Raw genomic sequence first — 21,591 nt, 5'->3', positions numbered from 1 at the left:
GATGTGCGGCATCGCGCTCAGCGTCGGCCCGGAGGCCGACCCGGCGATCTTCCGGCGGATGCTCGCCGTCCTCACCGCCCGGGGCGAGGTCACCGAGACCCGGCAGGAGGCCGGCCTGCTCGCCGGGGTGCGCCGGCTGCGGGTGGTCGACCGCGACCGGGCCGTGCAGCCCTGGACGTCGCCCGACGAACGGTACGTGCTGTGCTACAACGGCGAGGTCTTCAACCACCACGAGCTGCGGCGGGAGCTGGCTCGGCTCGGGTACCCGTTCCGCAGCGAGAGCGACACCGAGGTGGTGCTCGCCGCGTTCCTGCGCTGGGGCGAGGAGGCGGTGCACCGGCTGCGCGGCGAGTGGGCGTTCGCGGTCGCGGAGCGTGCCACCGGCCGGGTCTACCTGGCCCGGGACCCGATCGGGGTCAAGCCGCTGTACTGGGCGCACACTCCCGGCTGCCTGCACGTCGCCTCCGAGGTGAAGGCGCTGGTCGGCCAGCGCGCGCCGATCGGGGAGGTGCCGCCGGGCCACCACGGCTGGGCGGAACCGGACGCCCCGACCCGGCTGCGGCCGTACGTCGACCTGCTCACCATCGGCGACGGGCTGCCCGTGGTGGACGACCCGGACGAGGCCGCCCTGCTGGTGCGGGTGGCGCTGACCGACAGCATCCGGATGCGGGTGGACACCGACCTGCCGGTGGGCGTGGTGCTCTCCGGCGGGCTGGACAGCTCGCTGGCCATGCTGCACGTCAAGCAGCTGCACCCGGACTGCGTGGCGGTGACCGTCGGCGTGCCGGACAGCCCCGACGTGGCGTACGCCCGCCGGCTCGCGGCCGACCTGGGCGTGCCGCACGAGGTGGTCGAGCTGCGGCCGCGGGACATCCGGCTGGCCGACGTGCGGGAGGCGATCCGGATCTCCGAGCTGACCGAGTACGGCGACATCATCAACGCCGTGGTCTCGGTGCCGCTCTTCCGCCGGCTGCAGGAGCTGGGGATCAAGGTGGTGCTCACCGGCGACGGCTCGGACGAGCTGTTCGGCGGCTACCCGATGTACCACCAGGTCGGCCCGGACCGGGCCCGCCGGCTCTTCCTGCACAAGATCCGCAACCTCTGTCGCACGGAGCTGCAGCGGGTGGACCGGGCCAGCATTGCGTACGGGGTGGAGGCCCGGGTGCCGTTCCTCGACCTGAGCCTGGTGGAGCTGGCGATGCGGCTGCCGCTGGGCCTGAAGCTGCGCGACGGACGGGAGAAGTGGATCCTCCGCCGGGCGTTCGCCGACGTGCTGCCCGACTACGTGCTGCGCCGGCCGAAGAACCCGATGTCGTACTCGTCCGGCCTGCACGAGCGGGCCCGGCTCTACAAGCCGCTCTTCGCCCGGCTGCACCGTGGCTTCGGGTACGACCTGCTGGAGCCGGTGCGCCGGGACTTCGACAGCGTGCTGAACCGGTGCGGCAACGACCTGGACGCGGCGATCGCCGACGGGCTGGCCCGCCCGGACTACACGGTGCTGGAGCACGCCCGGGACCTGGCCGGCGCGGCGAAGTGGAACGCCGCGCCGCTGGTCCGCCGGCTGGTCGGCCCGCGCCCGGAGCGGCGGTCGCCGGTCGGTTGAGTCGGCACCGCCACGCCCGTCGGCGCGTCACCCCGTACCCCTCGGGGTCGTTTGATCCGAAGAGCGGACGCGGGGGTGAGGCGGATGACCGGGTGTGCGGTGCACGGGCGGCGGGCCCTCGGCGGCGCCGACCCGGCCGGAGCGGCGCGGTGACCGGCGGACCCGGCGCCGCACCGGCCGGCGTGTCCCAGGCGGCCCGCTGCCTCGCGCTGGACTCCGCCGCCGTGGCGGCCTGCGCGGCGCTCGCCGCGCACCACGTCCCGGCGCTCCTGCTGAAGGGGCCCGGGCTGTCCCGACGGCTCGGCGTCCTGGGGCGCGCCTACGGCGACATCGACCTGCTGGTCGCGCCCGGGTCGTTCGACCGGGCGCAACAAGTGCTCGCCGAACACGGCTGCCACAGCCCCCTCGCCGACGATCCGGCGGGATACGAACGCCCCTGGAAGCTGCCCGGGCCGGTCACCCTCACCATCGACCTGCACCGCGGCTTCCACGGGGTGGGCGACCGGGAGGCGTTCTGGGCCGCGCTGCACGCCTCGGCGGAGCCGCTCCCGCTCGCCGGTGGCGCGGTCCGCGTACCGGGCCGGACGGCCGCCGCCCTGCTGGTGGCGTTGCACGCCGCCGTGCCGGGGAACTCGGCCAAACCGCGCGCGGACCTGGTCCGGGCGCTGGCGGTGTTCCCTCCCGACACCTGGGTCGCGGCGGCCCGGCTGGCGGACCGCGTCGACGCGGCGGCGGTGTTCGCCGTCGGGCTCCGCTGCGTCCCGGCGGGGGTCGAGCTGGCGGCCACGCTGGCGCTGACCCGGGAGGCGACTGCGGTCTCGTGGCTGCGGGCGCGCCGCGGCTCGTCCACCGCGCTGGGGCTCGCCCGGCTGGCCGAGCTGCCCACGACGGTCGCCCGGCTGCGGCAGCTCACCCGGGGGCTCTACCCGCCGGCCGACGTGATGCGGTACAACTTCCCGCTGGCCCACCGCGGGTCGGCCGGGATGCTGGCCGCCCGGGTGGTCCGGATGGGGCGGCACGCCGGCGGGATGCCCCGGGCCCTGGTCGAGCTGCGCACCGCGGCCCGCCGGATCGCCGAGGACACCGGTGCCTGAGCGGCGGGCGACCGCCGCGCCGCCGACCGCCGCCGGCCGCCCGCCCGCCGGTGCGCGAGCCGTCCTGCGGTTGGTCCGCCGGGGCCGGCTCCCGGCGCTGCGCACCGCCTTCTGGACCGCCCGCACCGTCCGGCTGGCCCGCCGGCAGCTCGCCCGCCGCGGCCTGAACGACGTCCGGCTGCCCTCGCCGCCGGCGGTCGCCGGCCGGCACCGGGGCGTGGTGGTCGCCGCGCTGCGCCGGACGGGGGCGAACTGCATCGAGCGGTCGCTGGTGCTGCAGCGCTGGTACGCCGGTCAGCGGATCGCCCGGACGGTGGTGATCGGGGTGACCGCCCCCAGCGCCGGCTTCCACGCGCACGCCTGGCTGGAGGGCGACTCCGACGCGGAGCGGGAGGCCATGGTGGAGCTGCTGCGCCGCCCCGCCCCGCCGGCCTGGTTGACCGGCGCCCCGGCCGGTCGACCGGGCTGAAGCGGGCCGGACAGCGACGCCGAAGCCGGCCGGGCGGTGCCCCGCAGCGCCGGGCGGGAACGCTCAGCCGGTGGCCAGCAGGGCGAGGACCGCAGCGAGCGTGCCCGTCACGGCGAGCGCGGCGCTGGTCGCCACGAACCGACCCAGCGGTACGGCCACCCCGGCGGTTCGGCAGCGCTCGTACCACAGCAGGGTGGCCAGCGAGGCCCACGGCACCGCCACCGCGCCGACGTTCGTGCCGATCAGCAGGGAAAGCAGCCGGGTGTGGTCGGCGGCCGGCAGCACCCCCTCGCCCGCCACGTACGCCGGCAGGTTGTTGACCAGGTTCGCCAGCAGCGCCCCGGTGCCGCCGGCCCGCAGCTCCCCGAGCGTGCCGCCCGCGTCGCCGAGCAGCACGCCGACCAGGTCGTCCAGCCCGTACCGGCCGATCGTCTGCACCACCAGGAACAGGCCGGTCACGAAGACCAGCAGCCGCCAGGGCAGCAGCGCGGGCCGCAGCACGCGCGGGGAGCGGACGGCGAAGCCGAGCACCACCAGCCCGGCGGCGACCGCCGAGGCGATGCCGATCTGCACGCCGGCCAGGATGCCGGCGACGAACAGCAGGCAGGCGACCGCGGCGGTGCCGAAGAGCACCCGGTCGGCGGGCGGGCGGCGGGGCGGCGGGGTGAACCGGTGCGCCCCGCGCCGGCCGCGCCGCCAGTAGCAGAGCCAGAGCAGTGCCATGGTGACCGCGATCGCGGCGACCTGCGGGGCGACCATCCGTCCGGCGTAGGCGGCGGGGCTGAGGTCGAGCCGGTCGGCGGCCAGCAGGTTGGTCAGGTTCGACACCGGCAGCAGCAGGCTGGCCGTGTTGGCCAGCCAGACGGTGGTCATCGCCAGCGGGGCCGCCGGGACGCGCAGTGTGCGGGCCAACGCGATCATCACCGGGGTCAGCAGCACGGCGGTGGTGTCCAGGTTCAGCGTGATGGTGGTGAGCGCGGCGAAGCCGACGCAGAGCACGAACAGCGCCGGGAAGCTGCCCCGGGCGAGGATCGCCAGCCGGGTGGCGACCACGTCGAAGACGCCGGCGACGGCGGTCAGCTCGGCCAGCACCACCACGGTGCCGAGGAACAGCAGCAGCGGCAGGATCCGGGCCAGGGTCGCCTCGGCCTCGGGGCGGGGGAGCAGCCCGCCGGCGACCGCGCCCAGCCCGGCGAGGGCCAGCACGATCGCGACCCAGTCGAGCGGATGCAGGCCGGCACGTGGTGGGCGGTCGGCGGGTACGGGCGGCGGGCCGGCGGCGTCCGACCCGGCGGGTGTTCCTGGCACGGCCCGGTCCTTACCCGACGGCGGCCCGCCGGAACCGCCCGGTCAGGGTGGTCGCGGTGGGCCGCCGGAGAGGTTCGCCACTCAGCCGAGGCTCGTGGGCGTGGGCCACCTTGCGCCTCTCCTCGAGCGCCCGGGATCAGCGAGCCGTTGTGGGCCACGCAGTTCTCGGTGTCGGCGTTGGTCCGCGGGATCACGCACGCGCCGGCGGCCAGGTCCGTGGCCGGGTAGGCGGTGATGTCGTGGCAGCCGGTGGTCGTCGAGGACCGGCCCGTCCCGCCCTCGTACCCGCCGTCGGCGGTGCGGCGTCCGGGCAGACGAGGCTGAGTACGCTGGCTGACCGTGAACCGTACGCTCTTCGGCCGTCCGCTGCGCGCCGTCGCCTTCGACGTGCTCGTCTGCGGCGTCGTGGTGCTCTTCGCGCTGGCCGGGGCCGGCAGCCAGGCCGGCGGCTGGTGGGCCACCGCGGTGGGCGGCCTGATGGCGGTGGCGGTGCTGTTCCGTCGTACCCACCCCCGGGTGGTGGCCGCGGTGGTGGCCGTGCTCGCGCTGCTGCAGGTGGTGGCCGGCTGGGGCGCGCTGGCCTACGACATCGCCGTGCTGATCGCGCTGTACAGCGTGGTGAAGTACGCCGACCGGCTCCGCGACGGCGCGCTCGCCGGAGCGGTGGCGGCGATCGGGGTGCTGCTGGCCGCCAGCCAGACCGTCAACCCGGTCGCCTGGTGGTTCACCGCGCTCTACTTCGGGCTGGTCACCGGCGGCGTCTGGCTGGCCGCGCTGAACCTGCGCACCCGCCGGCTCTACGTGCTCAGCCTGGAGGAGCGGGCCGCCACGCTGGAACGCGAGCGGGAGGCGGAGGCCCGGGCCGCGGTCGCCGGCGAGCGCGCCCGGATCGCCCGCGAGCTGCACGACGTGGTGGCGCACAGCATGGCCGTGATGATCGTGCAGGCCGACGGCGCCCGGTACATGCTCGATCGCGATCCCGAGCAGGCCCGCGCCGCCGTCCGGGTGGTCGCGGACACCGGCCGGCAGGCGCTGGAGGAGATGCGGCGCCTGGTCGACGTGCTGCGGGAGCCGGAGCGGACCGGCCCGGTCGGCGCCGCCGAAGGCCCGGCCGCAGAGGGCCCGGCCGCCGAGCCGGAGCGGCGCAGCGCCGCCGTCGCCGAGCTACCCACGCTGTTGCACCGCTTCCGGGACGCCGGCCTGCGGATCCGGTACCTCGGCACCGGCGCGCCACCGGCCCTGCCGCCCGGCCTCGACCTGACCGTCTACCGGGTGGTGCAGGAGGCGCTGACGAACGCGTTGAAGCACGCGGGGGTCGGTGCCCAGGTCACCGTCACGGTGGCCTGCCCCGACGAGGCCGTCCTGGTCACGGTGGTCGACGACGGCCGCGGCCGGCGAGCGGCCGGGCCGGCGCCGTCCGGCGGTCACGGCCTGGTCGGCATGCGGGAACGGGTCGGCGTGTACGACGGCAGCCTCACCGCCGGCCCGGTGCCGACCGGGGGGTGGCGGGTCGAGGCGCGGCTGCCGCTACCGTCGACCCCCGGAACGGAGGTGATCGCGGCATGACGATCCGGGTGGTGCTGGTGGACGACCAGGCGCTGGTGCGCGCCGGGTTCCGGATGGTGCTGGACTCCCAGCCCGACCTGGAGGTGGTCGGCGAGGCGATCGACGGCGCGGACGCGCTGCGGGTCCTGGCCCGCACCGAGGCGGACGTGGTGGTGATGGACGTCCGGATGCCGACCATGGACGGGGTGGAGGCCACCCGCCGGATCTGCCGTGAGCGGCCGACCGGGGCGCCGAGGGTGCTGGTGCTGACCACCTTCGACACCGAGGACGACGCGTTCGCCGCGCTGCGCGCCGGGGCCAGCGGCTTCCTGTTGAAGAACGTGCCCCCGGAGGAGCTGCTCGCCGCGATCCGGGTGGTCGCCCAGGGTGACTCGGTGGTCGCCCCGTCCATCACCCGGCGGCTGCTCGACCGGTTCGCCGGCCAGCTCGGCGCCGCCCCCGCGGCCGACGCCCGGCTGGGCCGGCTCACCGAGCGGGAACGGGAGATCCTGCTGCTCGTCGCGCAGGGCCTGTCCAACGCGGAGATCGCCGCCCGGGTGCACGTCGCGGAGGCGACCGTGAAGACGCACGTGGGGCGGATCCTGGCCAAGCTCCAGCTCCGCGACCGGGTGCAGGCGGTGGTGCTGGCGTACGAGAGCGGCCTGGTCACCCCCGGCGGCTGAGCCCGGCTACGACCCGGGTCGTACGGGTTCCCCGGTCGGGGTCGCCCGCGGTCGCAGTTCGGGCGAACGCGCAGGTGGACGCCCCGGGGTCGGCGCGCCCCTAGCGTCGGAGACGTCCTGGAAACGTCTCCCCGGGGAGCGCCATATGCCCGTCACCCCACCGCCCGTACCCGCCACGGGCGCGTCCGCCGCCGCGTCGGCCGGCCGGGTTCGCCGCCGCCGCGCCGCCCGGCCGCTGACCGGGATGGTCGGACTGACCCTGTCCACGCTGCGCGCCGACGCGCTGCGCCTGCTGCTGTCGTCCCTGGCCGTCGTGCTCGGCGTCGCGTTCGTCGCCGGCACGCTGATGGTCACCGACGGAATGTCGGCCGCCGCCTACCAACGCGCCGGCACCTTCGACCGGCACACCGACCTCGACGTGCGGGCCGGGTCGCCGGGCCTGCCGCCGGCCCTGGTCGACCGGGTCCGTGCCGTCGACGGGGTGACCGCCGCGTCCGGCGAGCTGATCGGCACCGCCGGTGTGGTCGGCTCCGACAACCGCCCGGTGCTCGGGTACGCCGTGCTCGCCGCGATCCCCACCGACCCGGCGCTGCGCTCGTACGACGTGGTGGCCGGCCGGCTGCCGGACCGTCCCGGCGAGGTGGTGCTGGACGCCGCCACCGCACGCAAGGAGGGCTTCCCGCTCGGTGCGCCCGTCCGGGTCGGCGGCGCGGCCGGGGCGGCGAGGGCGTACACCCTGGTCGGCACGGTCGACGTGGCCGGCAGCGTCCGGGACGTCGGCGGTCCCTTCATCGGCCTGTCCGGCGGCGACGCGCTCGCGGTCGCCGGCCGCAGCGGGTATGACCGGATCATGGTGGCGGCCGCGCCGACCGCCTCCCGGGAGGTGCTGGCCGAGCGGCTGGCCGGCGTGGCCGGCCCGGGCGCCGCGGTCCGGACCCGGCAGCACATCCTCGACGACGCGGTCGACGACGCGGTCCGCAACCTTCGCCAGTTCCGCATGCTGCTGCTCACCTTCGCCGGCGTCGCCGTGGTGGTGGCCGGATTCGTCATCGCCAACACGTTCGCGATCCTGCTCGCCCAGCGCACCCGGCGGACCGCCCTGCTGCGGGTGGTCGGCGCCAGCCGGGGGCAGGTCTTCCGGGCAGCCGTGCTGGAGTCGGCCGTGCTCGGGCTGGTCGCCTCGGCCCTCGGGGTGGTCGTCGGCGCGGGCCTGGCCTTCGGCCTGCGTGCGCTGCCCGTGTCGTTCGGCCCGACAAGCGCCGGGGGCCCCGTCCTGACCGCCCGGGCCGTGCTGCTCTGCCTGCTGTTCGGGACCGTGGTCACCGTCGGGTCGGCCGCCCTGCCGGCCTGGCAGGGCAGTCGGGTGCCGCCGGTGGCCGCGCTCACCGACGCGGCGGTACGGGTGGCCCGGCCACCCGGTCGGGTGCGGCTGGCGCTCGGCGCGGTCGTCTTCGCCGCCGGGGTGGCCGCGCTGGTGCTGGCCGCGAGCGCCGCGCAGATCGCGCTGGTGGCGCTGGGCGGCGTGCTCGCCTTCTTCGGGATCGTGCTGTACGGCCCGGTGCTGGTGCCCGCCCTGGTGCGGGTGTTCGGGCTGCCCGCCCGGCTGGTGCTGGGCACCACCGCCGCGCTGGCCGTGGCGAACGCGGTCCGCAACCCGCGCCGGGTCTCCGCCACCGCCACCGCGCTGGTGATCGGGATCAGCCTGGTCAGCGCCTTCGTGGTGGGCGCGGGCAGCGTCAAGGTCGGCATCGAGCGCAGCGTCGACGCCCAGGTCGGGGTGGACTACCTGGCCGTCGGCATCGGCGGTGACCTGCCGGCGGCGCTGGCCGGCCGGCTGTCCGCCCGGCCGGAGCTCGCGGTGGTGCACGAGGAGCGCAGCCGACAGTGGCAGGGCATGGAGATCGACGCCGCGCATCCGGCGCTGGTCGGCCGGACGCTGACCACGGTGGTCGCCGGGCGGGTCGACGACCTGCGGTCGGGCACCGTCCTGGTGGATCGGGAGCTGGCGGGGGCCCGCGGATGGACGGTCGGCTCGCCGGTGGTGATCTCCGGCCGGCAGTTCCGGGTCACCGCGGTGGTCGACGGCCGCGGCCGGGGGCAGCGCGTCGAAATGGTGGACGCCGACTTCACCGCGCTGTTCCCGACCGTGCGCGGCCACCTGGCGGAGATCGACCCGGCCGATGGCGTCCCGCCGGAGCGGGCCCGGGCCGCCGTCGAGGCGGTCCTCGCCGACTACCCGACGGTCAACCTGGTGGATCAGGCCGCCTACAAGAAAATGCTCACCGGTACGGTCGACACGGTCCTGACCTTCGTCACCGCGCTGCTCGGCCTGGCGGTGGTGATCGCGCTGGTGGGCGTGGCGAACACGCTCAGCCTGTCGGTGGTGGAGCGCACCCGGGAGAACGCGGTGCTGCGTGCGGTGGGGCTCAGCCGGGGGCGGATGCGCGCGATGCTGGCCGTCGAGGCGGTGCTGACCGCGTTGGTGGGCGCGGTGCTCGGGGTGGCTCTGGGGATCGGGGTCAGCGCGGGCGCGGTGGCGTTGCTGTCCGCCGCGGGTGGCGACTTCCCGCTGGTCGTCCCGTGGGATCGGGTCGGGTTGATCCTCGCGGGCGCGCTGGTCGCCGCGCTGGCCGCCTCGGTCCTGCCGGCCCGCCGGGCGCTGAGCCGGCCCGTGGTGCAGGCGCTGGGCGCCGAGTGAGGCGCGCGGCTGGGCGCCGAGTGGGGCGCGCGGCGCGCAGAGCCGCTCCACCGCCGGGCCGGCGCACCGGTCGCGCGCGTCGAAGACGAACTGGGTGTGCCGGTTGAGTCCGATCCTGGCCGACGGTGTCGGCGTTCGTCACGGGACGACCGGTGGATCGCCCCCACCGCCGCCGACCTGCGGGTCGGTCGTGGTCGGCACCGGGTCGGGCGGGGACGTCGTGGTGGTGGTGGGCTCCGCCGGCGCCGTGGTGGTGGCGGAGGCGGTCGTGGTCGGCGGATCCGCCGGAGTGGTCGGCGGCGCGGTCGGCGTCTTCCCGCCGGCCGAGCGGGACGGCCGTGGCGACGGGGTCGCCGAGCCGGTCGTCGTCGGCCGGTCCTCGGCCGTGCTGCCGGGGCGGTTCGGCCGGGCCGGCCCGCCGTCGTCCTCGGTCTGCTCGGTCGCCACCGGCACCTCGGCCCGGCCACTGGGCACGCTGGCCGACGGGCCGGTCTTGATGTTGGTGGCCCCACCGCCGTCGTCGTCGCCCGCGTTGCTCGCGGCGCCGAGCGCCGCGCCCAGGCCGGCGAGGGCGACCAGCACCGCCGCGAGCGCACCGATCAGCGAACCCCGCCGGCCACGTCGCCGGGGCGCGGCCGGCGCCGCCACGACCGGCAGGTCGTCGCGGGTCGCCGGGTCGGTGGCCCCGCGCAGCGGAGGCGTGACCATGGCCATGGTCGCCGGGGCGGCGTCGGCCGGGCCGCCGGCACTGGCGGCACGGGCGGCCGCGGCCATCTCCGCGCCGGTCGCGAAGCGCTCCGCCGGGTCCTTCGCCAGCGCCCGCGCGACCAGGGCGCGGACCGGCGCGGGAATCTCCGCCGGCAGCTCCGGCGGCTCGTCGTCCAGGTGGCGGACGGCCACCTGGAGCGGGTTCTCGCCGGTGAACGGCGGGCCACCGGTGAGGCAGCAGTACGCCACCGCGCCGAGCGCGTAGATGTCGGTCGCGGCCGAGACGGGACGCCCGGAGGCCTGCTCCGGCGCCATGTACAACGCCGTGCCGGGCACCGCGTTGGTGCTGGTGATGCTGGTGACGTTGGTCGACCGGGCGACACCGAAGTCGACCAGGACGACGGTGCCGTCGTCCTGCACGAGCAGGTTGCTCGGCTTCACGTCCCGGTGCACGATCCCGCCGGCGTGCGCGGCGTGCAGCGCCTGCGCGGCCTGCGCGACCACCGACATGGTCTCGGCGACGGACAGCTGGCCGGCCGCCTCGATCCGCCGGGACAGCGGCTCACCGTCGACGAACTCCATGACCAGGTAGTCGGCCCGGCTGCCGTCGGGCAGGACGTCCTCGCCGCAGTCGAAGACCTGCACGATCCCGGGATTGCGCAGCGCGGCCATGATCCGCGCCTCGGCGCGGAAGCGGGCGATGAAGTCCGGGTCGGAGACGAGAGCCGGCAACAGGACCTTCACCGCGACCTGACGCCCGAGCACCACGTCCGTGGCACGCCAAACGTCGCCCATGCCGCCGGTGGCGACACGTTCGTCCAAGCGGTAGCGGCCGCTGAGCACGACCTCGGATGACAACACCCCAATACCGTACCCAGAGACCTCGCGTACGGCAGACCACGATTCCGGCGGCCGACCGGGGCGGCGGAACTTCCGCGTTCGGCGGGACGGACATCCGGTGACGAACCTCGAACCGGGTGTGACGGTGGACCGCCGGCGGCGGATAGAATCAGCGGGTCGGCGCGGTGGTGACCGCCTGATGCCGCAGCTCAGGTGCGAGGTGGGGCGTCCGACGCCCCAATTGTGTTACGTCGACCCGCCGTGCTGTGACGTAGAGATTTCTCACTCCGCTCTTGTCTGGCGGCAACTTGTTCGCCGGCCCGTCCGCTCCTAGCCTTAGCCCGACTCGGCCCAGCCCATGGCGCCGATTCGGCACCCGGGCCGTCGGCGTTCTACCGTCGGCGCCGAGTGTCGAGACATGACGCCCGGGCAGTGGAGCGCGGGCGCGGGTCGGCGGGGGGCTGATGGTGCGCGACGAGGTCCGAGGATCGGGCCGCCGGTGCGTCCCGTGCCGCCGTCGACCGGTGGCGCGCGGGGTGGGGACGGCGGATCGATGAGCGGTGAGCTGACCGAGGCGGTCGCCGCGGCGCAGGCCGGTGACGAGGAGGCGTTCCGCTTCCTCTACCGCACCCTCCAGCCCGGGCTGCTGCGCTACCTCACCGCCCTGGTCGGTGGGGACGCCGAGGACGTCGCCTCGGAGACCTGGCTGCAGATCTCCCGGGACCTGCCCACGTTCAGCGGGGGTGAGTTCCGCGCCTGGAGCGTCACCATCGCGCGGAACCGGGCGATGGACCACCTGCGCCGCCAGCGTCGCCGCCCCGCCCTGCCGGTGCCCGTGCAGGCGCTCACCGAGCTGGCCGGGGATGCCGACACGGCCGAGCGGGCCGGTGAGACGATCGGCACCGAGTCGGCCCTGGCACTGATCTCGACGCTGCCGCCGCGCGAGGCGGAGGCGGTGCTGCTGCGGGCGGTGATCGGCCTGGACGCCGAGACCGCCGGGCGGGTGCTGGGCCGCCGCCCCGGCGCCGTCCGCACCGCAGCCCACCGGGGCCTGCGGCGGCTGGCCGGCATGCTGGAACGACAGGACGCCGCGCAGCCGTCCGGCGCGGACCCGCGGACCGGTGCGCCCCGGCCGCGGCGTGAGCAGGATCGGCAGACGCCGAGCGCGTCGCGGCCCGAGCCGGCGGACGGCTGACGTGAGGGGAAACTGGATGAACGCCCGGCGGTCCGGAGGGTCCGGCGGACCCGCCGCTCCCGGCGAGTCCGACCGGCTGCTCGACGCCGCCCGCGCCGGCGCGCAGCCCGCCGCGGGCGCCGATCCGCTGGCCCGGCTGCTCTCCGCCGCCGCGGCGCCGGCCCGCCCCGGCGAGCTGGCCGGCGAGCAGCAGGCGCTGGCCGCCTTCCGGGCCGCCCGGCTCGACGGTGGGACCGCCCCGGCCGCCGCGCCGAGCCGGGGGAGGCGCCGGCTGACCACCGGCGTGGTCGCCTGGGTCGCCGCCGTCGCCGCCACCGCCACCGCGGGCGCCGCCTTCGCCGCGGTCGCGCTCGACCGCCCGCGCACCCCCGACCCCGCCCCCCGGCCGTCGACGCCGGCCACCCGCACCACCCAGCCGGACCGGACCGGATCACCCGCGCCGGGCGCCCCCGGCACGTCCGGTTCCCCCGCTGCTCCGGGTGGCTCCACCAGCCCGACGCCCCGCCCGGTCGACCCGTCCGCATCCGCGACGACCTCCGGCCCCGGCGCGCCGGCCCCGACCGGCAAGCTCGCCGGACAGTGCCGGGCCTACCTGGCCAAGTCGGAGGCGCAGCGCCGCCGGGCCCTGACCACCCCGGGCTTCGCCGACCTGGTCGCCGCCGCCGGTGGGGCGGAGCGGGTGCTGGCGTACTGCCAGGCCGCGGCCTCTGCCCCGGCGACCCCCGACACCGATGGTGGGGGCCAGGACGAGAGCGCCCGCCCGTCGCCGTCCGCCTCGTCGCCGAACCCGCCGTCGACCCCGCCGGGCCGCGCCAAGCGGCCGACCGGGACGCCGGACGCCCGCCCGGACAAGACGGACTAGCTGCGCGATTCCGAACAGGCGCCCCAGCTCGTCCATGGCCGCACCCGGGCGCCGGGCGCCGGTCACCCCGGGCCGAGGGCGGCGTCGATCCGGTCCAGGTGCGCGGCGACCGGCCCGACGGTGAGCATCCCGCTGCCGCCCCCGACCCGCCGCCCCACCCTGAGCTCCGACACTCGGCTGGTCGAGAAGCTTTCACGGAAATTTCTTCACCGCCCCGGTCGACGGATCCGGTCTGCTAGACAGAGGATGGGACCACGGGGACCCGGCCAGGAGACGGTCGACGCCGCCGTGGTGGTGTGGTCGGATCCCAGCGCCGGGAGGGGGCTCATCTCGTGGTGACGTCGCCCGAGCTGGACCGGGCCACCGTGCTGGGGGACGAGGCCGCGGCCGCCGGCCACCTCGCCCGGATCTGCTTCAAGACCGGCCCGCCGCTGTTCACCGGCGTCGAGTTGGAATGGACCGTGCACGACGCCGCCGATCCGGCGCTCCCGGTCGACCGGGAGCGGCTGCGGGCGGCACTGGGGCCGTACAGCCCCACCACTCTGGACCACACCAGTCCCGCCCGACCACTCCGGCACGGCAGCGCCGTGACCGTGGAGCCCGGGGGGCAGGTGGAGGTGTCCACCCCACCGCGATCGTCGCTCACCGGGCTGCTCGCGGCCACCGGGGCCGACATCGCCGAGCTGACCGCGCTGCTGGGCCGCGCCGGCCTGGTGCTCGGCAGCACCGGGATCGATCCCTGGCGACCGCCCCGGCCGGTCGTCGAGACCCCGCGCTACCGCGCGATGCGCTGCGTCTTCGACCGTCGGGGGCCGGCCGGCCGCACGATGATGTACAGCACCGCCGGCCTGCAGGTCTGCCTGGACGCCGGTGAGCCGGCCGAGTACGCGGACCGCTGGGCCGCGGTGCACGCGGTGGGCCCGCCGCTGCTGGCCGCGTTCGCCACCGCGGACCGGCACGCCGGCCGGCGCACCGGCTGGGCGTCCGCCCGGATGGCCGCCTGGCTGGGCATCGACCCGGCCCGGACCCGCCCGGTCTGGTCGCCGCGCCGACCCGGGGACGACCCGGTCGCGGCCTGGACGCGCTACGTCCTGGACGCGCCGCTGCTGTGCCTGCGCCACGACGGCCCGGACTGGACACCCCCGCCCGGGGTCACCTTCGCGGACTGGCTGGCCGGCGCGTTGCCTCGGCCGCCTACCACCGACGACCTGGAGTACCACGCCAGCACACTCTTCCCGCCGGTGCGTCCGCGCGGCTACCTGGAGGTGCGCTACCTGGACGCCCAGCCGGGGCGGGAGTGGGCGGTTCCGCTCGCGGTGCTGACCGCGCTGCTCGCCGACCCGGGCACCGTCGCGCAGGCCCGGGCGATCGGCGAGCCGGTGGCCGACCGGTGGCACGCCGCCGCCCGGCACGGGCTGGCCGACCCGCCGCTGGCCCGGGCCGCCGTCGCCCTGCTGGACCTGGCGCTGGCGGCGTTGCCCCGGCTGGAGCTGCCGGCCGACAGCCACCTGGAGACGAGCCGAGGGATCCGGCGGCGCCAGGCCGCCGCGGAGAGGGGACACCGGTGACCGGTACGACCACCGAACAGCTCGGGACCGAGCAGCTGCGCGGCCTGATCGCGGCGGAGCTGACGCGGGCCAGGTCCCGCACGGCGCTGCTCACCGGGGCCGTGGACGAGGACGACCTGATGCGGCAGCACTCGCCGCTGATGTCCCCGCTGGTCTGGGACCTCGCCCACGTCGGCAACCAGGAGGAGCTCTGGCTGGTCCGCGACGTGGGCGGCCGTGAGCCGGTCCGGCGGGACATCGACGACCTGTACGACGCGTTCAAGCAGCCCCGCCGGGACCGCCCGGCGCTGCCGCTGCTGCCGCCCGCCGAGGCGCGCGCCTACCTGGCGACCGTCCGGGCCAAGGTCGAGGACCTGCTCGACCACGCCCGCTTCACCGACCGGCGGTTGCTGGTCGACGGGTTCGCCTTCGGCATGATCGTGCAGCACGAGCAGCAGCACGACGAGACGATGCTCGCCACCCACCAGCTGCGCTCCGGCCCGGCGGTGCTCGACGCGCCGCCGCCGCCGCAACCGCGGGCCCGGGTCGCCGCGGAGGTGCTGGTGCCGGCCGGCCCGTTCACCATGGGCACCTCCACCGACCCGTGGGCGCTGGACAACGAGCGGCCCGCACACAGCGTCGACCTGCCGGCGTACGCGATCGACGCCGCGCCGGTGACCAACGGCGCGTACCGCGCCTTCATCGCCGACGGCGGGTACGACGAGCCCCGCTGGTGGAGCGCGGCCGGTTGGCGGCACCGCGCCGAGGCCGGCCTGAGCGCGCCGATGCACTGGCGGCGCGACGGCGACGGGTGGGCGTACCGGCAGTTCGGTCGCTGGTCGCCGGTGCGCGACGACGAGCCGGTGGTGCACGTGTGCTTCTTCGAGGCGGAGGCGTACGCGGCGTGGGCCGGCAAGCGGCTGCCCACCGAGGCGGAGTGGGAGAAGGCGGCCCGCTGGGACCCGGCGACCGGCCGGTCCCGCCGCTACCCGTGGGGCGACGAGGACCCCACCGTCGAGCACGCCAACCTGGGGCAGCGGCACCTGCGCCCGGCGCCGGTCGGGGCGTACCCGGCGGGCGCCTCGCCGCTGGGGGTGCACCAGCTCATCGGCGACGTGTGGGAGTGGACGTCGACGACCTTCCATGGTCATCCCGGGTTCGCCGCCTTCCCGTACCGCGAGTACTCCGAGGTGTTCTTCGGCGAGGACTACCGGGTGCTGCGCGGCGGCTCGTTCGGCACCGACCGGTCGGCCTGCCGGGGCACCTTCCGCAACTGGGACTATCCGATCCGGCGGCAGATCTTCAGCGGCTTCCGGTGCGCCCGCGACGCGTCGCCGGCGGAGGTCCACGGGTGATCGCGGGTATCGCCTGATGTGCCGCCACCTGGCCTATCTCGGGCCGCCGGTCGCCCTGCGGGCGCTGCTGTTCGATCCGCCGCACGCGCTGGCGCGGCAGGCCTGGGCGCCGCGCGACATGCGTGGCGGCGGGACCGTCAACGCGGACGGCTTCGGGGTGGGCTGGTATCCGGACGAGCCGGCGCCCGGTCAGCGCCGCCCGCCCGCGGCGGCCGCCGGGCGCGGTCGGGAGCCGGTGCGCTACCGCCGGGCCACCCCGATCTGGAACGATCCGGTCCTGCCCCAGCTGGCCGCGGTCACCAGCAGCGGCGGGGTGCTGGCCGCGATCCGCTCGGCCACCGTCGGCATGCCGGTGTCGGAGCCCGCCGCCGCGCCGTTCACCGAGGGACGGTGGCTGTTCAGCCACAACGGCGCGGTGGCCGGGTGGCCGGACGCCGTGGTCGGGCTGGCCGGCCGGCTGCCGGTGCGGGACCTGATCACCCTGGACGCGCCGACGGACGCCGCCCTGCTCTGGGCGCTGGTCCGGGACCGGCTGCGGGCCGGCGCGGAACCGGCGACCGCGATCGCGCAGACGTCGGCCGAGGTGGCGGCGGCGGCACCCGGCTCCCGGCTGAATCTGCTGCTGCACGACGGCCGCACGGTGGTGGCCACCACCGCCGGGCACGCCCTGTCGGTGCGGGCCACCGCCGACGCGGTGCTGGTGGCGTCCGAGCCGCTCGACGACGACCCGGGCTGGCGGCCGGTGCCGGACGGCCGACTGCTGGTCGCCACGTCCGCGGGGGTGCGGACACACGCCCTGGCGGTGACCTGACCGGTCAGGGGTTCTTTCGCAGGGTTCGGCAACGGAGGGGGACGCTGATGAGCGCGGAGCCACTGGAGATCTACCTGGAGGAGCAGGACCTCGGCCGCGGACTCCGCGACGACGTCCGGATCGGGCTGACCGCCGAGGGGAAGTGGTTGCCCCCGAAGTGGTTCTACGACGCCCGGGGCAGCGAGCTGTTCGAGGAGATCACCCGGCTGCCGGAGTACTACCCGACCCGGGCCGAGCGGGCCGTGCTGGCCGCCCACGCCACGGACATCGCCGAGCTGACCGGCGCCAAGACGCTGATCGAGCTGGGCTCCGGGTCGTCGGAGAAGACCCGGCTGCTGCTCGACGCCTTCACCCGGCACGGGGAGCTGGGCACCTTCGTCCCGCTGGACGTCTCGGTCAGCGCGCTGCGCCAGTCCACCGAGCGGATCGCCGAGGACTATCCGGGCCTGCGGGTGCGCGGCATCGTCGGCGACTTCACCCGGCAGCTGGACCGGCTGCCGACCGGCGGCCGGCGGCTGGTGGTCTTCCTCGGCGGCACGATCGGCAACCTGATGCCGCCCGAGCGGGCCGACTTCCTGGCCGCGATGCGGGCCTCGCTGGAGGTCGGGGACTGGCTGCTCGTCGGCACCGACCTGGTCAAGGATCCGGCGGTGGTGGTGCCGGCGTACGACGACGCCGCCGGGGTCACCGCCGAGTTCAACCGGAACGTGCTGCGGGTGATCAACCGGGAGCTGGGAGCGGACTTCGACCCGGAGGCGTTCACCCACGTGGCGGCCTGGGACCCGGACCGGGAGTGGATCGAGATGCGGCTGCGCGCCGAGCGGCCGATGCGGGTGCGGGTGCTCGACCTGGACGTCGACTTCGCCGCCGGCGAGGAGCTGCGTACCGAGGTCTCGGCGAAGTTCCGGCCGGACGGGATCGCCGCCGAGCTGGCCAAGGCCGGCTTCGCCGTGGCGGAGTTCTGGACCGACCCGGGGGGCCTGTTCGGCGTCTCGCTGGCCCGCGCGGAGTGACCGGCCGGCCGGCCCGCCGCCGGTGGTGATCCGGCGCACCCGTGCCCGCCGCCGTCGGGCCGGTCGGCTAGGCTGATCCACGCGAAGGGGAGTAGCCCGCAATGTCGTGGTCGACACACTGGTGCGTTCCGCATCCGGCCACGCGGCCCCACCCGATGGGGCGGGCGAGACCTTCGACTCAGGCTGTCGCAGCCGGGTCGAGGGCACCCCTGTACCTCCTCCCGGCCTGATCGGGAAGGTTTTCATGGACGGTTTCCTCGTCGCGCTGGTGGTCAGCTTCGGCGTCATCTTCGTCGCCGAGCTGGGGGACAAGTCCCAGCTGATGGCGCTGACCTTCGCCACCCGCTTCAAACCGGTGCCGGTGCTGATCGGCATCACCGTGGCCACCGCCCTCGTCCACCTGGCCTCGGTGGCCATCGGGTACGGACTCGGGGCGGCCCTGCCCACCGACTGGATCTCGCTGATCGCCGGTGTCGCCTTCCTCGCCTTCGGCGCCTGGACCCTGCGCGGGGACAAGCTCACCGAGGAGGAGAAGCGCAAGGCCGAGCGGGGCGGCAAGTCGGCGATCTTCGCCGTCGGCGTCGCGTTCTTCCTGGCTGAGCTGGGCGACAAGACCATGCTGGCGACCATCACCCTGGCCACCAAGTACGGCTGGTTCGGCACCTGGCTCGGCTCGACGCTGGGCATGGTGGCCGCGGACGCGCTCGCCATCCTGGTCGGCCGGCTGCTCGGCCGGCACCTGCCGGAGAAGACCATCCGGTACGGCGCCGCGGTGCTGTTCGCCATCTGCGGCCTGTGGCTGGTCTTCGAGGCGATCCGGGCGCTCGGCTGGGTCTGATCCGACCGGGGGCGGGTAACGCCCCCCGGTGACGCCGGACGAGCTCCTGCGCCACGGCGACCAGGTGGCGGTCGCCGTGGTGGAGTCGGCCGGCGCGGTGGTGATCTTCGTGGGCGCGGTGTGGGCGGCGCTGCGGTTCGCGGTCGAGGGACTGCGGCACCGCAGCGCCGCCGTCTTCACCCCGATCCGGCTGTCGCTCGGCCGGTTCCTCACCCTGGGGCTGGAGTTCCAGCTGGCCGCGGACATCCTGCGGACGGCGGTGTCACCGACCTTCGCGCAGATCGGCCAGCTGGCCGCGATCGCCACCATCCGGACCGCGTTGAACTTCTTCCTGCGCAAGGAGATCGGCCAGGAGCAGCAACAGGTACGCCAGGACGCCGACCCGGGTCCGTCCCGGTGAGCGCGCTGCTCGCCTCGGCGGTCACCGGGCTGGCGCTGCTGGCCGCCGGCACCGTGCTGTGCACCGGCGGGTCCTGGCGGATGTCGGTGCGGGTGCTGCTGGACCTGCTGGTGGCGGCCGGGCTGCTCCGGCTCGCCACCGGCCGGAGCTGGCCGGCGCTGGCCACGGCGGCCGCGATCGTCGTCCTGCGCCAGCTGCTCTGGGCGGCGTTGACAGCCACCGGCCCGGTGTCCCCGACCGGCGACCCGCCGAGCACGACTGCCGACCGCCCGGGGCGGGTAGGACGATCACCGGCGGCCGCCGGTGGCCGCGCGACAGCGTGACGACAACGGGAGGTTCTCGGATGAGCAGGCACGACGAGCCCAACGAGTACGGATACGCCGGCGGGGCGACCGCCCCCGAGCCCCCGGCCGGCGGCCGGCCGGACGAGCAGGACCGGGCGGAGGCGGTGGCGGTGCCGGGCGACGACCTCACCGAGCCGTACAGCGAGGCGATCCACGAGACCGAGGAGTCGCCGCAGGAGCGGGCGGCCGAACACCGCCGCTGACCCGGGTGGGGCGCCGCCGTGCCCCGGCCACCGGCCGGCCCGGCGCCGCGGCCGGCCAGCTGGTGTCCCGGCCGCAGCGGCGGTCAGCGCGGGCCGGGCAGCGCGGTCAGCCGGGACCCCTCGCACAGCGCGGCCATCCGCTTGACCAGCTCGTCCGGGTCGGCGTACGGGTCGAGCGCGCGGGCCTCGTCCGGGGTCATCGGGGGCACCCGCACGTGTGAGATCAGCGGGTGCAGCGGCCGGCTGTCCACCTCGTCCGCGCCGAACAGGTCCTCGTGCAGCTTCTCGCCGGGCCGCAGCCCGGTGAAGACGATCTCGGTGGGTCGGTCCGCCTCGGCCGCCAGCCGCCGCGCCACGTCGGCGATCCGGACCGGCTCGCCCATGTCGAGCACCAGCGCCTCGCCGCCGCGCCCCACGATCGCCGCCTGCAGCACCAGGTGCACCGCCTCCTGGACGGTCATGAAGTACCGGGTGACGTCGGGGTGGGTGACCGTGATCGGCATGCCGGCCTCGAGCTGCGCCTGGAAGGCGGTCAGCACCGAGCCGCGGCTGCTGAGCACGTTGCCGAACCGGACGCTCAGGTATCCGGTGCCGTACCGGCGCGCGTAGTGCGCGGTCAGCCGCTCGGTGATCCGCTTGCTGTAGCCCAGCACGCTGGTCGGGTTGGCCGCCTTGTCGGTGGAGATGTTGACGAACTCGGCGACGTCCCGACAGGCCTCCAGCACATTCAGGGTGCCCAGCACGTTGGTCTTGATCGCCTCGCCCGGGTGCCGCTGCAGCAGCGTGAGGTGCTTCAGGGCGGCGGCGTGGAACACCAGGTCGGGCTGCCGCTCACCGATGATCCGGGCGATGCCGTCGGCGTCGCGGATGTCGGCCAGGATGAGCTCCGGGCCGTCCAGCAGGGCCCGACCGTGCAGTGACATCTGTAGCGCGTGCAGCGCCGACTCGTCCCGGTCGAGCATCATCAGCTCACCCGGGTCGCAGCGGGCCAGCTGCCGGCACAGCTCCGAGCCGATCGACCCGCCGGCGCCGGTGACCAGGATCCGGCGCCCGGCCAGCCCGCTGCGCTCGACGGCGAGTTCGGCCACCCGCTGGGCGCGACCGAGCAGGTCGGTGAGCTTCAGGTCGCGCACGTCGGTGGCGGCGACCGGCCGGTCGAGCAGCTCGCGGACCGGCGGCAGGACCTTGAAGGCCGCGCCGGCGCGCAGGGTACGGGCACGCACGTCCCGCATCAGCTCGGCGTCCGAGCCGTCGATCGAGAAGATCACCGTGGTGGCCCCGGTGCGCCGGACGGCCTGCTCGATCTGCCGCCGGCCGCCCAGCACCCGCAGCCCCTCCAGGCGCAGGCTCTGCTTGTCGGGGTCGTCGTCGAGCAGCCCCACCGGCCGGTAGCTGCCGCCGGGGTCGCTGACCAGCACCCGGACCAGCCGCTCGCTGGCCGCGTCGACCCCGTAGATCAGCGCCCGGTCGGCCGAGCGCCCCGGCCGGTCGTCCCGCTCCCGATGCCAGCGGTACCCGGCCCGTCCGGCGACCATCAGCAGCAGCGCGATGGCGCCGCCGGTGACCGGCACGCTGGCCGGCACCGGTCGCTGGGTCATCGGCGCCAGCGCGGCCAGCACGACCACGGTCGCCAGCACGGCGGTCCCGGCCAGGTCGCGGGCCTCGCCCGCGCTGCCGACCGGGTGCCGGCCGCGGGCGGTGGAGCGGACCTGTTCCAGGGAGACGTGCACGACCGCGCTGACCACCGCCGTGCCGACCGCCAACGCGCACTGCCGGAGGGTCAGCTCGAACTCGTACCGCGCCCAGGCCGCGACGAGGAATCCGGCGCACCATGCGCCTACGTCGAGCGTTAGCAGAGAAAGGGTCTTCGCTCGCCGGGTGACCCAGTCGCGTCGGGTTCCGGGGGTCGCGGTCGGAGGGCCTACGTGGTCCATGGGTGTCCCTTGCCGGTTCGTTCCTTCATTGCGAGGAATCAGCAGTGTCGTGCACTTCAGTCGTCTACATTCGTTTCGTCACGTCACTACGCGTTTGGGTCGATTAGATCCTGACATGTCGTCTGCGATTACTAGGGGGAT

Annotated in this window: 19 protein-coding genes; 16 read left to right on the top strand and 3 right to left on the bottom strand. The window is 75.8% G+C overall.

The annotated features are described in order from the left end of the window. Position 1 precedes the first annotated feature (1 nt). From ACFY3U_RS18055 to ACFY3U_RS18045, 3 genes are all read left to right on the top strand, one after another. Positions 2-1,603 carry an asparagine synthetase B family protein gene (locus ACFY3U_RS18055; protein ID WP_387202516.1) on the top strand — a complete coding sequence of 534 codons (1,602 nt, stop codon included), beginning with the start codon at positions 2-4 and terminating at the stop codon, positions 1,601-1,603. A 149-nt stretch (positions 1,604-1,752) separates the two neighbouring features. After that, positions 1,753-2,697, top strand: coding sequence for a nucleotidyltransferase family protein (locus ACFY3U_RS18050; RefSeq protein ID WP_387202513.1), 945 nt, complete (start codon positions 1,753-1,755; stop codon positions 2,695-2,697). Continuing rightward, entirely contained in the window at positions 2,690-3,166 is a 477-nt protein-coding gene (locus tag ACFY3U_RS18045; protein ID WP_387202510.1) for a lasso peptide biosynthesis B2 protein, read from the top strand. Before ACFY3U_RS18050 ends, ACFY3U_RS18045 begins: the two co-directional genes overlap by 8 nt. A 63-nt stretch (positions 3,167-3,229) precedes the next feature. Here the strand turns inward: ACFY3U_RS18045 and ACFY3U_RS18040 are convergent, their stop codons facing one another. Further along, complete coding sequence (locus tag ACFY3U_RS18040; RefSeq protein ID WP_387202507.1) at positions 3,230-4,474, bottom strand: SLC13 family permease; 1,245 nt, start codon at positions 4,472-4,474, stop codon at positions 3,230-3,232. A gap of 333 nt (positions 4,475-4,807) precedes the next feature. Here ACFY3U_RS18040 and ACFY3U_RS18035 point away from each other — a divergent pair, with 333 nt between their 5' ends. The 3 genes from ACFY3U_RS18035 (at position 4,808) to ACFY3U_RS18025 (ending at position 9,400) form a co-directional block, all read left to right on the top strand. Continuing rightward, positions 4,808-6,040, top strand: coding sequence for a sensor histidine kinase (locus ACFY3U_RS18035; RefSeq protein WP_387203010.1), 1,233 nt, complete (start codon positions 4,808-4,810; stop codon positions 6,038-6,040). Further along, positions 6,037-6,702: a response regulator gene (locus tag ACFY3U_RS18030; protein ID WP_387202504.1), complete on the top strand. Its 666-nt coding sequence runs from the start codon at positions 6,037-6,039 to the stop codon at positions 6,700-6,702. The genes ACFY3U_RS18035 and ACFY3U_RS18030 overlap by 4 nt, the downstream gene beginning before the upstream one ends. Positions 6,703-6,946: 244 nt before the next feature. Beyond that, the gene (locus ACFY3U_RS18025; protein ID WP_387203007.1) at positions 6,947-9,400 is read left to right on the top strand and encodes an ABC transporter permease; all 2,454 of its coding nucleotides are present in this window, start codon (positions 6,947-6,949) and stop codon (positions 9,398-9,400) included. Positions 9,401-9,538: 138 nt separating this feature from the next. Here ACFY3U_RS18025 and ACFY3U_RS18020 read toward each other — a convergent pair whose 3' ends face one another. Further along, the gene (locus ACFY3U_RS18020; RefSeq protein WP_387202500.1) at positions 9,539-10,969 is read right to left on the bottom strand and encodes a serine/threonine-protein kinase; all 1,431 of its coding nucleotides are present in this window, start codon (positions 10,967-10,969) and stop codon (positions 9,539-9,541) included. Between the two features lie 532 nt (positions 10,970-11,501). Here ACFY3U_RS18020 and ACFY3U_RS18015 point away from each other — a divergent pair. From ACFY3U_RS18015 to ACFY3U_RS17970, 10 genes are all read left to right on the top strand, one after another. Beyond that, positions 11,502-12,143 carry an RNA polymerase sigma factor gene (locus ACFY3U_RS18015; protein WP_387202497.1) on the top strand — a complete coding sequence of 214 codons (642 nt, stop codon included), beginning with the start codon at positions 11,502-11,504 and terminating at the stop codon, positions 12,141-12,143. Positions 12,144-12,159: 16 nt separating this feature from the next. Next, complete coding sequence (locus ACFY3U_RS18010; RefSeq protein WP_387202494.1) at positions 12,160-13,005, top strand: hypothetical protein; 846 nt, start codon at positions 12,160-12,162, stop codon at positions 13,003-13,005. Positions 13,006-13,337: 332 nt separating this feature from the next. Next, positions 13,338-14,573: an ergothioneine biosynthesis glutamate--cysteine ligase EgtA gene (egtA, locus tag ACFY3U_RS18005; RefSeq protein ID WP_387202491.1), complete on the top strand. Its 1,236-nt coding sequence runs from the start codon at positions 13,338-13,340 to the stop codon at positions 14,571-14,573. Beyond that, a complete protein-coding gene (gene egtB, locus ACFY3U_RS18000; protein ID WP_387202488.1) occupies positions 14,570-15,907 on the top strand; it encodes an ergothioneine biosynthesis protein EgtB in 1,338 nt (445 codons plus the stop codon). The genes egtA and egtB overlap by 4 nt, the downstream gene beginning before the upstream one ends. A gap of 16 nt (positions 15,908-15,923) precedes the next feature. After that, a complete protein-coding gene (egtC, locus tag ACFY3U_RS17995; RefSeq protein ID WP_387202484.1) occupies positions 15,924-16,718 on the top strand; it encodes an ergothioneine biosynthesis protein EgtC in 795 nt (264 codons plus the stop codon). Between the two features lie 47 nt (positions 16,719-16,765). Next, positions 16,766-17,731, top strand: coding sequence for an L-histidine N(alpha)-methyltransferase (egtD, locus tag ACFY3U_RS17990; protein ID WP_387202481.1), 966 nt, complete (start codon positions 16,766-16,768; stop codon positions 17,729-17,731). Positions 17,732-17,975: 244 nt separating this feature from the next. Further along, positions 17,976-18,569, top strand: coding sequence for a TMEM165/GDT1 family protein (locus ACFY3U_RS17985; protein WP_387202478.1), 594 nt, complete (start codon positions 17,976-17,978; stop codon positions 18,567-18,569). A 28-nt stretch (positions 18,570-18,597) separates the two neighbouring features. Further along, a complete protein-coding gene (locus ACFY3U_RS17980; RefSeq protein WP_387202475.1) occupies positions 18,598-18,969 on the top strand; it encodes a DUF1622 domain-containing protein in 372 nt (123 codons plus the stop codon). Continuing rightward, the gene (locus tag ACFY3U_RS17975; protein ID WP_387202472.1) at positions 18,966-19,292 is read left to right on the top strand and encodes a hypothetical protein; all 327 of its coding nucleotides are present in this window, start codon (positions 18,966-18,968) and stop codon (positions 19,290-19,292) included. The genes ACFY3U_RS17980 and ACFY3U_RS17975 overlap by 4 nt, the downstream gene beginning before the upstream one ends. A gap of 20 nt (positions 19,293-19,312) precedes the next feature. Further along, positions 19,313-19,516 (top strand): hypothetical protein, encoded by a 204-nt coding sequence (locus ACFY3U_RS17970; RefSeq protein WP_387202470.1) that lies wholly within the window; start codon positions 19,313-19,315, stop codon positions 19,514-19,516. 83 nt (positions 19,517-19,599) lie between these two features. Here the strand turns inward: ACFY3U_RS17970 and ACFY3U_RS17965 are convergent, their stop codons facing one another. Then, on the bottom strand, positions 19,600-21,450 hold the full coding sequence (locus ACFY3U_RS17965) for a polysaccharide biosynthesis protein (protein ID WP_387202467.1): 1,851 nt from the start codon (positions 21,448-21,450) through the stop codon (positions 19,600-19,602). Between the last annotated feature and the right edge of the window lie 141 nt (positions 21,451-21,591).

It is taken from the genome of Micromonospora sp. NPDC000089 (genome assembly GCF_042899365.1).
Taxonomy (GTDB): domain Bacteria; phylum Actinomycetota; class Actinomycetes; order Mycobacteriales; family Micromonosporaceae; genus Micromonospora.
Note: the sequence above shows the minus strand (reverse complement) of the source record. Positions and strands in the feature narration are given on the sequence as shown.

What these genes read in the sequence shown, in the direction of transcription:
- ACFY3U_RS18030 (WP_387202504.1), top strand. Translation starts at nt 6,037, where the DNA reads ATGACGATCCGGGTGGTGCTGGTGGACGACCAGGCGCTGGTGCGCGCC.
- ACFY3U_RS17965 (WP_387202467.1), bottom strand. Translation starts at nt 21,450, where the DNA reads ATGGACCACGTAGGCCCTCCGACCGCGACCCCCGGAACCCGACGCGAC.
- egtD (WP_387202481.1), top strand. Translation starts at nt 16,766, where the DNA reads ATGAGCGCGGAGCCACTGGAGATCTACCTGGAGGAGCAGGACCTCGGC.
- ACFY3U_RS18025 (WP_387203007.1), top strand. Translation starts at nt 6,947, where the DNA reads ATGGTCGGACTGACCCTGTCCACGCTGCGCGCCGACGCGCTGCGCCTG.
- ACFY3U_RS17970 (WP_387202470.1), top strand. Translation starts at nt 19,313, where the DNA reads ATGAGCAGGCACGACGAGCCCAACGAGTACGGATACGCCGGCGGGGCG.
- ACFY3U_RS17985 (WP_387202478.1), top strand. Translation starts at nt 17,976, where the DNA reads ATGGACGGTTTCCTCGTCGCGCTGGTGGTCAGCTTCGGCGTCATCTTC.
- ACFY3U_RS18010 (WP_387202494.1), top strand. Translation starts at nt 12,160, where the DNA reads ATGAACGCCCGGCGGTCCGGAGGGTCCGGCGGACCCGCCGCTCCCGGC.
- ACFY3U_RS18055 (WP_387202516.1), top strand. Translation starts at nt 2, where the DNA reads ATGTGCGGCATCGCGCTCAGCGTCGGCCCGGAGGCCGACCCGGCGATC.
- egtC (WP_387202484.1), top strand. Translation starts at nt 15,924, where the DNA reads ATGTGCCGCCACCTGGCCTATCTCGGGCCGCCGGTCGCCCTGCGGGCG.
- ACFY3U_RS18015 (WP_387202497.1), top strand. Translation starts at nt 11,502, where the DNA reads ATGAGCGGTGAGCTGACCGAGGCGGTCGCCGCGGCGCAGGCCGGTGAC.